The 12244-nt window shown below is 42.0% G+C and carries 7 protein-coding genes and 1 tRNA gene; 4 read left to right on the forward strand and 4 right to left on the reverse strand.

Annotation, left to right across the window (positions count from 1 at the left end):
- Nucleotide 1 precedes the first annotated feature (1 nt).
- A complete protein-coding gene (gene galE, locus G3569_RS11235) occupies nt 2-1009 on the forward strand; it encodes a UDP-glucose 4-epimerase GalE (protein ID WP_165269155.1) in 1008 nt (335 codons plus the stop codon).
- A 3-nt stretch (nt 1010-1012) separates the two neighbouring features.
- On the opposite strand, the gene G3569_RS11240 is transcribed toward galE, so the two are convergent.
- The 4 genes from G3569_RS11240 to G3569_RS11255 all read right to left on the reverse strand — a co-directional run bounded on the left by G3569_RS11240 (nt 1013) and on the right by G3569_RS11255 (nt 7856).
- Nucleotides 1013-1729 carry an InlB B-repeat-containing protein gene (locus G3569_RS11240; RefSeq protein ID WP_165269157.1) on the reverse strand — a complete coding sequence of 239 codons (717 nt, stop codon included), beginning with the start codon at nt 1727-1729 and terminating at the stop codon, nt 1013-1015.
- Between the two features lie 39 nt (nt 1730-1768).
- Nucleotides 1769-6337, reverse strand: coding sequence for an FG-GAP-like repeat-containing protein (locus G3569_RS11245; protein ID WP_165269159.1), 4569 nt, complete (start codon nt 6335-6337; stop codon nt 1769-1771).
- A gap of 422 nt (nt 6338-6759) precedes the next feature.
- Nucleotides 6760-7365, reverse strand: coding sequence for a TlpA disulfide reductase family protein (locus G3569_RS11250; RefSeq protein WP_205720155.1), 606 nt, complete (start codon nt 7363-7365; stop codon nt 6760-6762).
- An 11-nt stretch (nt 7366-7376) separates the two neighbouring features.
- Complete coding sequence (locus G3569_RS11255) at nt 7377-7856, reverse strand: DUF411 domain-containing protein (protein WP_165269163.1); 480 nt, start codon at nt 7854-7856, stop codon at nt 7377-7379.
- 234 nt (nt 7857-8090) lie between these two features.
- Between G3569_RS11255 and G3569_RS11260 the strand changes: the two genes are divergently transcribed.
- The 3 genes from G3569_RS11260 (at nt 8091) to G3569_RS11270 (ending at nt 12068) form a co-directional block, all read left to right on the forward strand.
- Nucleotides 8091-8175 (forward strand) — tRNA-Leu (locus tag G3569_RS11260).
- A gap of 334 nt (nt 8176-8509) precedes the next feature.
- Nucleotides 8510-9022 (forward strand): hypothetical protein, encoded by a 513-nt coding sequence (locus tag G3569_RS11265; RefSeq protein WP_165269165.1) that lies wholly within the window; start codon nt 8510-8512, stop codon nt 9020-9022.
- 58 nt (nt 9023-9080) lie between these two features.
- Entirely contained in the window at nt 9081-12068 is a 2988-nt protein-coding gene (locus tag G3569_RS11270; RefSeq protein WP_165269167.1) for a T9SS type A sorting domain-containing protein, read from the forward strand.
- Nucleotides 12069-12244 lie beyond the last annotated feature (176 nt).

Below are 12244 nucleotides of genomic sequence, written 5' to 3' on the forward strand. Positions count from 1 at the left end.
AATGAATATTCTAGTTACAGGCGGCGCAGGATATATTGGCAGCCACACTGTTGTTGAGCTCCTCGAAAGAGGCGATAACGTTATTGTTGTTGACGACCTAAGTAATAGTAAAAAAGAGGCACTGGACCGTGTAGAAGATATCACCGGCAAGTCACTCACCTTTTACGAAACCGACCTGCTGGATAAGGAAGAGCTCGTTCAAATTTTCAGCCAACACGATATTGATTCTGTCATCCATTTTGCCGGCTACAAGGCTGTGGGTGAATCGGTAGCAAAGCCGCTCTCCTATTACCATAACAATATTACCGGCACGCTGTACCTGTGTGAAATCATGCGCAAATATGACGTAAAAAACCTGGTATTTAGTTCGTCGGCCACTGTTTACGGCGATCCCCATAAGGTTCCCATTACCGAGGATTTTCCTACTTCTGCTACCAATCCGTATGGCAGAACGAAGCTTTTTATCGAAAAGATACTGCGTGACCTGTATATATCGGATGACAACTGGAATATTGGGCTGCTCCGCTATTTCAATCCCGTCGGGGCCCATCCCAGCGGACGTATTGGCGAAGATCCCAATGACATTCCCAACAACCTGATGCCCTATATCACTCAAGTTGCTGTAGGCAAGCTGGACGAGCTTTCCGTTTTTGGTGATGATTACCCCACACCCGACGGGACCGGAGTTCGCGACTATATTCATGTCGTTGATTTAGCGAAAGGTCACCTCAAAGCGCTTAACAAGCTCGAAGAAGATCCCGGTGTAGTCACTTATAATTTAGGCACCGGAGAAGGATACAGCGTACTCGACGTCGTAAAGGCATTCGAAGAGGCTTCCGGACAAGAAGTGCCCTATAAAATTACTGACCGACGGCCCGGAGATATTGCCAGCTGTTATGCTGATCCATCAAAAGCAGAAAAAGAGTTAGGCTGGTCGGCCAACTATGAACTGGTGGATATGTGTAAACACTCCTGGAATTGGCAGTCAAAAAATCCCGAGGGATACTAAAAACTACCGTATCCCGATAATATAAAGTGTTGTCTTTGTGTCCTCAGTAACTGTATAAAAGCTATTGGTTTTCATATCTACTGTAAAGGTGGATTCATTGGGGCTATCGGTCAAACGGATTCTGTTGAAATAGGTCTTGTCGGAATAATCCCATTTCAGGGTAACATCATTCGCCAGTTCCGATTGCATATCCAGCTGCCACCCAAGACTGTCCTTATCAAAAGAACGGTAATCTTCTGCCAACCCATAGCTCGGAATAGAAAGTCGGGCATCGAATCCGTTATCCGGCGGAGACGGTGGTAACTCCCGGTCAACACCTTCGTCAAAGCCATCAGTAGCTCCCTCTTCCATCCCAAAAACCAAATCCATTCGGGGATTAACCCCATCGGCAACCAACAATCGAAAAATGTAATCCGGTACCCCGTAATTAGCTACCAAGTTCATATCGCGACTTATTTCAAAGGTAAGCGGGTTATCTGTAGCCGTGGTATCACCCGTCCAGTTCAGGAATTGCATGGTATCTGCCGGTTGAATATCCACCGCTTCAATCGTGATCGTTTTTCCCTCTACATAGGTTCCAAAAGGCGGATTTACCTCTCCTTCGCCCTGGGGATTCACAGAACTCTTCATATCATACAGTGGATCATTATAACCCAATCCACCATCCGAACAGGAAGCAGCCAAAAAGGCCAGAATGAAAAGTAGAGCAAAAAATCTCATAATAACATCCCCTTTGAGGTTAAATCCTTAAGACTTCACTTATTTAGCCAAGATTAACTTTCTGGTTGCTACATAACTACCGGCCTGCAAACGATATAAATAGATACCGCTGGCTAAATTAGCACCATCAAAAGTCACCTGGTAATTGCCGGGATCTTTCTGCTCATCGACAAGTGTTGCCACCCGTTTACCCAGTATATTGAAAACTTCAAGTGTAACTTCGGTTGCTTCAGGCACTGAGTAGCGAATCTGAGTCGTAGGGTTAAACGGATTCGGGTAGTTTTGTTTCAACTTAAAACTGTCGGGGAGCTTTGAACCTGACACCGATGAACCGTTTGCGGGCGACATCTGTACCAGATCCGTTTCGCTATGTGCAAGCCGGAACTCTTTATTTGTGCCTACCCTGTACTTTTTAAGCAACTGGCCGTCGGCGTACTCTTTAACAGTGAAATGGCTGTATTCAGCCATAGATTGCATTTGGGTTTCAACGGTAACCGCTGTTTCAGGTAATTTATTTATTTTCACATACAGATCATTCCCTTCTATGAGTCTCGTGTCATTTTTAAAACGCGCATCAAACACCGGTCCGGGGGGAAGCGGTGGCAAAGAATAACTGGCCATTTTCGTATTTTCGGGCAGCTTATCACCAAAATAAAGCGTTCGCTGATAGTCGCCCGAAGAGATGATCAATTCATCGAAGGGGTCTTCTACCTGCTCCGAACTCTTGGCTAATGCCGGCTTCTCTTTCGCGGCCTTGCTATTTGCTAACAGCTCGGGATGGGTAAGTGTTATACTCGCAGCCTCCGAGGCACGGATCCAATAACCGGCGCCGGGACGGATGGTATCTGCCTGGGCATAACTTTGATCAAAAGAATAGACCGTACCCGGTACAATAACACCATTCTTGTCTTTAATGTCGGCCACATCAAGCGCTCCGCCAACTCCGCTAATCATATTCCAGCCTTTTTTAAGACTGAGCGTTAGTTCGGTCTCGGGTAAGCCCGTAAGTTCTTGCAGCTCCTGCGTAGAAAATTTGGCCCAATACCCCTGCCCTGCCTGGATATCATCTACCTGCTGATAGGTGCCGTTATAAGAATAGATAGCTCCATTACTTACCAAGCTCATCAATGAATCGATATCCCCCGGGCCGGCCTCAACAGGCAAGCCGATAAGACTCCAGCCTTCTTTAATATTATAGCTTTGTGTCTGGGGAAAAATGCCCGTTACCGGTGCCGATGCGGTCCCGATATTATTATTCACATCCCGGGCTTTGATGCCGAAGTTCTGAACCCCTTCAAAGTTATTTTGCAACAAAAAGTTTGTACTGGTACTTCGTCCCAGTATTTTTCTTACCGTACTGCCGGTAGCATCGGTTTCGTAAACCAGGTATTCCCTGATATCCTGGTATCCTTCGGGCTGCCAACTTAATATTTGATCTCCATTTTCCTCCTTGATATTCACGGATGAGACCGACGACGGGGCCACATTATCATACGCTCGTCCAGAGGCAGTATCACTGCGAGCAATAACTCCGCCTTCAGACTCAAAGATCTCTAACCGAAAAACATAGCTGTTATCAACACTATCTATACCGGTAGGCTGATTTTTATTCACTGTTACATCAACAAACTGTGCTCCTTCATTGGAAGGCGATACCGTTTTGACATTTGTCCACCCACCATTTTCGGTCATCCGCCATACGCTCCAGCTATCGAAGCCGTAAATATTCTGACTCAATGCATCCATAAAAAATCCGCCGGCATGCACACGAATTCTATTACCCTGGTCATCGGGGACGTCTTCAACCTTGGTAATCGCCAGGGGCTTGGGGAGTCCATACCGGTAAACCCGACTAGATCGAAACGCATCATTATTATCATTGGGCTGCGACAACACCAGGTCTACCTGCCCATCGTTGTTGAAATCACCCACGGCCATTCCATGGGATCCTCCCAACCCCGCCCCTTTGTTTGGCGCTTTGATCGCAATTTCGGGTACCGCGTTGGCACTATTAAAAGTGTACAGGGCGGCATGTGAGTTGCGGTCACCGGTACCCGCTACCAGTTCATCTTTACCGTCATTGGTGAAATCGGTAACCGACTCAATTTGTCCCCGGTTTTGCGTTAATACACCGGCATCACTTACCTCATTATAAAATCGAAAATCCGGGATTGCCAAGCTGCGGTCGGGTTGTGTATCAAAAGCTGTGCCCCCATGATAGATCTGAATAAGCGGTGGGGTATCTGTCATCTCGGAATACACATTTATTGCACTCACTCCCATATCGTTATGTCCGTCGCCGGTAAAATCACCCGCTGTTACACTCCACCCAAACCCGGTGGTACTTTCAGGGGCGTTGAGCGTAACATCCGGAGAAGAAAACGATGGGCTGGAGGTACCATTATAAATCTGTACCTGTCCTGTACTACCGTTATTTTGGTTAGGAACAAAAGGAACGCCCACTGCAAAATCATCGACTCCATCAGCATTGATATCCCCAAGACCGGCTCCACTTTCACCGGCCCACATATACTGACTGCCTGTAGGGGCCACAGAAATCGTAATATCAGGACCGGTTTTGGTATCGATGCTACTGCTGCCAAAAAAGAGATAGAGATCATTAATAAATTCTCTGTCGTTGAGATCATCGGAGTTTGTAGCATTTGCAGCCGGACCTGACCCTATAAAAAAGTCTTCTATGCCATCATTATTTACATCGCCGACATTTACTGCATTGACAAGAGCTGGATAGTCAACTGACTGGAAATTTGAAGAACTGATCGTATTATCGGCAGTAACATCCATAGAAGGCCCGCCAAAAAATATGGAAAGCGTAGCTGAGCTTTGATTTTCAGTTCCTCCCGGTATCACCAGGTCATCAACGCCATCATTATTAAAGTCGCCCCCGGCGAGCCCCATTGGGCTATAGTTCAGAGTGATTGTTTTATCTGGAGTGCTGGAAATAGTTGAACCGCCAAAAAATATTTCTACTTTGTTGAGATTAAAAAATCCGATGGCAAAATCAGCAATGCCGTCATCATTTAAATCACCAACCTCTTCGGTGGCAGCTACTCCACTAAAAAAATTCTCCAGCGAATATTGATGGAAGCTAGAACTGTGCGTTTCGGACCCGCTCTGGATTCCGTTTACTATGCGCCGACCAACCGTGGGGCTGGTATTATCAAACTCGAAATGACTAATCAACAGATCATCGACGCCGTCGCCGGTCAGATCACCAAATACGCCTTGCATCTTGAGATTGGCTCCCCACTCCCACCCCAAATCTGTGCCATTAACTCCTTTTAAAGGCACATCAAGGCTCAGTTTCGTATTTACATCATCCGGCCCATAAGCGATATGAGCCTGATTATTGGACTTGGTGGTATCAGCTATTACAAAATCGTCATGTCCGTCATTATTCAGGTCTCCCATGGGATACAGCGGCCCATTAAACAGAGTAATGCCCGTATTCTGGTACTGTAAATTGGTAGCATCATATGGCACCAGGTATTTTTGATCTACCCATTCGTGCCCTATCAAAATCTCCAGGTACCCGTCACCGTCATAATCAACAAGATTCAAATGATTCGAATCTGCCGATTCATCAAACGCACTGTATGAAAAACTCTGCTCGGTGGTGACAGCATCATTGGCTGCCATCGATTGTGCGGCCGTATCAACCTCAAACACCACAACCTGGCCACCCGTATCGGAGTAACCACTGAGCTCTACAATTTCTGTAAAGGTATCTCCATCAATATCATCGACAGCAATACTCTTATTATTACTGGTTAACAAGCTGCTAAAATCCTGTGGGTAAAAATCAGAACTCTGTAAGGTGCGCCCCCAAGTAATAAAAAAGTCGCCATCATAAGGCGAATACATAAATACATCATCAAAACCGTCATTGTTGATATCCTGAAATGGGATCATCTTCTCCCCCATTCCCTGAAAAACGACCGATGTTTTTTGATAGCCCGATGATGAACCTGTATAAATATAGGGCGTATCGTCATCAGTAGAGGGATGCTCCAGGAAGCCCGGCTCATATGCTACTGCATCAGCATACCCGTCGCCATTGATATCGCCCACCGGCACCAGTCGTCGATAGACTATCTGATCGGGCGTGCCTGTGGTGTTATCACCATAAAAAACCGCTGTTTTCCATACCTGGTCTTCCAGTGCTGGAGTGCGTTCATCACGGGCCGGACTGCTTACCACATAATCGTTGGTGCCATTGGCATCTCCATCGATATTACCGGCCGGCCTACCCTGTTTAAAGAGCGCAAAGTTTTGAGATGGATTGGGATTGGAGTTTCTGTTCCAGCTTTGATCATCAATAAAAGCGGTGTACTCATCACTCAACGAGGGCAGATCAACGCCACTCTTTACAGGACTCAACTGCTCGCCATTAAAATGCGAGGTATTATTCTGTTGCAAATGGCGTTTAAGCTGCTCCATCTTTAATTGATAAAAAGGCGGATTTAGCTTCTCACTCCATGGTTTTTGCTGAGCCTTAAGGTCGGAAGGAATACTAAAAACGATCCCCATTAAAAACAATAAAACAGCCGTTAGGAAAGCTGTACCTTTACTACAATTACATTCCATAACTGATACCCGGTTATTATGTTAGTTTTTAAAAACAGAGCCGGACCCATGTTCGTACACGAATACCCAATATATTTTTATAATAGCCGGCTTTAGCTTCAATACTTTTTGTCACAAAAATAGCTTAATGCAAGACTGGTTATCGGCACAGAAGAGCAAAAAATTAAGGCATCAGCATGCAGAATATTGGCACCTAATTCAGCCTATGTTATTACCTCCCTTTTTGCTTCAAACATTGCCCCATGCAACCAATTTTTGCTATAACTGTATAATCCCTATATCGTGCTTAAAAGTCAAAATTATGAGCACTTTCCCCTCTATTAATATTGATTTTGAACAAGGAACAATGCGTATGCTGGCAATGTTAACTCAGATGAGATATAAATTTTGAACAAAATTGAACTCGTTATCGCCAAAGCGATCTACGATTTTTTATCCTCTTGATTTAGCCCCAACAGCTTTTGCAGTCGCGGTTCCAACTCTTTTTTGGTAAGAGCCCCCACCGCAAAGTACTGCAGGTTCCCCTCGGGACCGATAACATAGGTCGTTGGCACGCCCATCGTAGGACCGTACTTATCCATGATGGTGCCGTCATCTATCACCATGGGATAATTTACATCGTACTTCTCCATAAACGGTTTTACCACCGACTCGCCCTGCTCATCAATCGAAACCCCCAGCACCAACAGTCCGTCATCTTTATACTTATTGTATAGATCCACGAAATCGGGCGTCTCCTCTTCGCAGGGCGGGCACCAGGTAGCCCAGATATTCAACATCACCACTTTGCCCCTATGCTTCGACAGCTGAAACGATTCTCCGTTAACCAGGGTAACAGTAAAGTCTTTAGCTTTGGCTTCTGCTTGGGCAGGATACATCGTAGCCGAATAGGGATCCAGCTGTTCCAGCGGTTCTTTGGGTTCGGATTTCTTTTCTTCGCTATCCGTATTACAGGCGGTCAGCAAAACGCCCGCCGTCAAGACCATCACTATAAAGAAAGGGAATCGCACAGATTTAAACATATGCATAAATGCTACTTTTAATGTTGCGCAAAAACTTCGGTACTGCCGTCATTCTTAAGCAAAAGCACATCATAAGGCTTGTTAAGTGCCGTATTCATACCCGGAGAACTTTCCGGCATACCCGGCACCACCAATCCCTTGGCATCAGGCTGTTCGCGCAGCAGCCGCTTGATATCTTCGGCAGGCACATGTCCCTCTACTACATAGTCCCCGACGATAGCAGTGTGGCAAGACCCTAAATTTTGGGAGATTCCCTCCTCTGCTTTTAATGCGTAGAGATTTTCGGCATTAATACTATTTACCGTATAGCCATTGTCCTGCATGTAGTTTGCCCACCTTTCACAACAGCTGCACCCTTCATTTTTATACATCACCACATCGGCCTGTTGCTGTTGTTTCGGCTGATTGGCGTAATAATCGTTGACAATGTACCAGATGGCTCCACCGGCAACGAGAATAATTGCGGCAGCAGCAGCTAAGAATCGAGAAGTTTTCATGAAAAAATATGTTTATCAGTGAATCTGTGTTCAAAAAATATGGCTCGTAATTTACCACTATTTTATAGAGATGGCTAACGGTAATTCTCTGCCTGATGTTGCCCTGTTCAAAGGTAAAAGAATGTTATACTACTGCTCTGCCCTGTTACTTAAAAAAATGGAACTCCCCGTTGTAGAAGTGCTGTAATATATGTTATATTTGGGACCGCTATAAAACAGTGTGATATTTTTTATGCCCGAGTGGCGGAATTGGTAGACGCGCCGGATTCAAAATCCGGTGGCCATTGCGGTCGTGTCGGTTCGAGTCCGACCTCGGGTACTTTATGAAACCCTAAGTTGTTTATAATCAGCAACTTAGGGTTTTTTGGTTTAACGATGGTTAAACAAAGTACCTATTCCCCTTCCTGTTTTGTGGATATAAACTCCCAAATCTGTTTATTTGTCAGATCATAAATGAAGAGCTTTTTTCATCAAGATTAAATTATTTCTATCAATTCACTTCCTGCCCTCACTAATTAAAAATGTTGAATTATGAGAATCGTGAAGTGCATATCAAATAGATAAAGTCTTTTGGGTTTATTATTCAGTTTTTGTAAAATCCGCCGGCTTATTAGAAGCTTTTAATAAAAAACTGGGTGAAAATATTATAAGTAATGAGAATAACTAAATTAATTTCGTACGTATTAATCTGTTTCTTTTTGGTGGGATGCTTTGGTAGTAGTAATTCGGGTGATGAGTTATATCAAAACAGTTTTTCGGTAAGTCTGGAAACTGAAGATGTCGACAAAAATGTTATAAAACTGGAGTTTGGGCAAAAAGAAGGGGCTACGAAAGGATATGATAAAAGTATTGATAAAGATACTCCTCCTTCTCCCCCTGAAGGAGTCACACATACCTATTTTGCAACAATAGATAAAAATCTTCTACATGATTATCGTAAACTAGGGGTTCAAATTAGTGATTGGGAGCTCAAATATGAATTAGGTGTTGGCGAAAGTTTATTTTTGTCTTGGAGAATACTTGATCAATTGGGAGGAGAAGGAGAGTTAGTTTTGACCGATATTGAGAGTGCTTTTGAAGTAGATATGACAGAAAAAAGTGAATATACAGTAAGTGGGCAATCTTCTGGTAGTTTGCTTATCAAATATAGAGTAAAAGAAAATTAAAAAATAAGAGAACTCCGCCGATACTTAGAGTAAGACGCTAACTTGAATCTAATCTTCTATGCCATTGAAGTATAGCATTTTTGTTTTACCTGCCATTCTTATACTAGTACCAATACAATTTTCTTTAGCACAGGAAATACAAACCAATGAGTATAGAGAACATTTAATTAAACAAGGTGTTCCTCCTTCTCTCATCGGAAGATATGATCGGCAAGGTATTCCTCGCATTTCAGGAAGTGAAATTAAATCAATCCATAGACTCGGCAAGACAGTTGGTCAGCAACCTCAAAGTAATTCATTACCATCTGATAGTCGTGCATGGGAAGCTATTCCCGGTGTGATTAGAAATGATGGCATAGAAGAATTCAGGCTTGAGGTTGAACTTAATCAACAGCCGACCAGAGTATACATTAAGACAGGAAGTGGAGATTATAAAATTGATTTACCTAAGAACACTGAAATACTTTTACTTGATGATGGCGTTGGAGTTGATAAAGTAGCTGGAGATAGCATATATACAGCAGGTCCCTTCCGATATAATACCGATGTCAAAATGTATGAGCATTACCTTCTTGATTCATCAAGTCCTAAAGGAGTAGATATTGGACTTATTGGTGAGGGAGTTTATATAGAAACAGAAAAGGGTAACACAGAAGAATTCTTGATTAAACCCAGTGTGGGAATACTCCAAGAAGATATACCAATAGTCTCAAAAGAAAAGTTAGCAGATGATGCCCAAATATCTCCCCATCTTATTAATGTCAAAACAAGTGAGAGATATACAAATACTTATGGGTCGAGTATTAGGCCATTAGTTAAACGTATTTATAAATTAATGCCAGATGTGTTCGATTTTCTAAATTTTATCTCAACTTACAGGGTTGAATATAACGATAGGCTTCATCCTAACAATTTTGTTGCAGGCTTACATGGAACTGTAAAGCAAGAAAACAAAGGTATAGGTACTTTAGTATTTGATAATAGTGAATATTATGGAAGTGCTGGTAGGTTAAAAGGTTACAACATTTTTGATATTTACGACAGGGGATTAACCGGAAATAATGTTACCCATGAACTCATGCATCAGTGGGCAGCAAAAAGAAATTTAAGTATTACTGAGGGATCCCATTACAAACCTACTAGCAATATAGCTAGCTTATTGGGTGGGATAAAATGGGAATGGCAATCTGATAGCACCTTTGTTTTTAATTGTAATGAAGCAAGAGGTGGAAACAGTAAAGCGCCCCTTTTAGACCTTTACTTAATGGGACTTATCTCTGGAGAAAGGGTTCCTGTTTCTCGTGTTGTGCCAGATTCTATAAATCAAACCCACTACTGTCCAAGTTGGACTAATCCTCCTGATACTCTACATAAAGATCAGATATCGCAAGAATTAACAATTCAAGAGATTCAAGAAGAAATTGGAGTACGAAAACCCGGTCCCGAAAATGCTCAACGAAATTTCCGTATTGGTTTTGTGGCTGAAAGTAATAAGAGGTTGCTTAATGATACTGAAATGACCTATTATTCAATTTTTGCCAAGCATTATGGAAAAGATGATCCCAGTCTTTCTTCTCGTCAAGGGCACAATTTTACACCGGTAACAAATTATATTGGGGAAAATACTTCATGGAATACCAAAATACCTCCAGCGGAGTCGAAGGTACCAAGACGGGTTACAAATCTCTCTTCCCAAGAAATATCTGGAGAATTAAAAATTCAATGGCAAAAAAACACTTACAATAATGCGTCAGAGTATATAATCAATACTGGAAAAAGTTCAACTAAGTTATCACCTATTGACACCATATCTGCTACTCAAACCACCTATGAGATAAATACTAAAGGTACCACATTTTTAGCAGTTCAGGCTGTTAATCAATACGGCAACAAAGGTCCTAAAAAGCCTGTAACAAGTTATATTGATAAATCTATTCAACTTTCTTCAGATGAATGGATATTTATCAGTAATAACACCAAGACTCCGATAATTAGTGAGGATTCTTTACGAGTTGTAGGATTTTTGCCTGGAGAAACCTATAAATCGAAATCCCAAATTAAAGATTCTAATTTGGGGTATTGGGTTAAAGAAAAAGGAGCAAACCAATTAAATATATCTGGAATTGGCGTTAATAGAGATACCATTTCGATATCAGCTGATCATTGGCATCTTATCGGGAGTTTGTCGGATACTGTTCATATTAGTTCAATAGTTGACCCTAATAACGCAATATCAGCTCAAGTACCGATATATAAATATGATATGCAGAATAAGACCTATCAAGAAGCTATAGAAATGGTTCCCGGCTCTGCCTATTGGGTATTTGGTGAAAATAAAGGAGATATTATACGTAGAATTGGAGTAACTGATAATGCAAAATATAAGCGTACCTCCCAAAATTCTTCAAGTCAAAGGGATCGAATTATATTTACTAGTCAAGGGGTAAAACAAGTGATTCCTTATGCGAAAGGTTCACTTGTTTTGTCTGAATATAATAAGTTCAGGCTTCCACCAATGGCACCAGAACCAACCTTAGATATTCGTACCAAAGATGGTTTTGCTATAGCTGATGGTGATTCTGTCTCACTTTCACTTGAAGCAAAAGATTATCCGATACAGGTTAGATTACAAAAAAATAGTGCGAGTAATACGAGCTATACCCTAAAACTGATTGACAATAAAAGTGAAAAATCAATTTCCCTTGCTGCCGGAAAAAGATTTATGATCAATAATGAAGTGGGGGAAATAATCTTAAAGAGAAGGACTGACCAAAAACAAAAACTAACCTTTAAATTATTCCCTAACTATCCTAATCCTTTTAATCCATCAACTACCATTCAGTACGAAATTCCTGAACAGATTAAGGTTTCAGTAAATGTTTATAACATACTTGGGCAGCAAGTACGTACTTTAGTTGATAAAAATCAGCAACCGGGGCGATATACCGTACGATTTGACGGAAGTCGATTATCAAGCGGAGTTTACTTTCTGAAAATTGATGCTGGTGATTTTTCTGAAGCACAACGTATGACATTAATCAAATGACCCTTCCAACAGTTATTCAAGTTCCGTCATATTTCTTAAGTGTGAATTGGCTAAGACGATAAGTATGGAAAGCGATTTACTATTTAACTATAACTAAAAAACTAACTAATCATATTTTCATCAATGTTTAAAAAAGTCACGCTATGGAATTGCTACAAAAAAATGGACAGTGAGTT

This window comes from Fodinibius halophilus, assembly GCF_011059105.1.
GTDB lineage: Bacteria > Bacteroidota > Rhodothermia > Balneolales > Balneolaceae > Fodinibius > Fodinibius halophilus.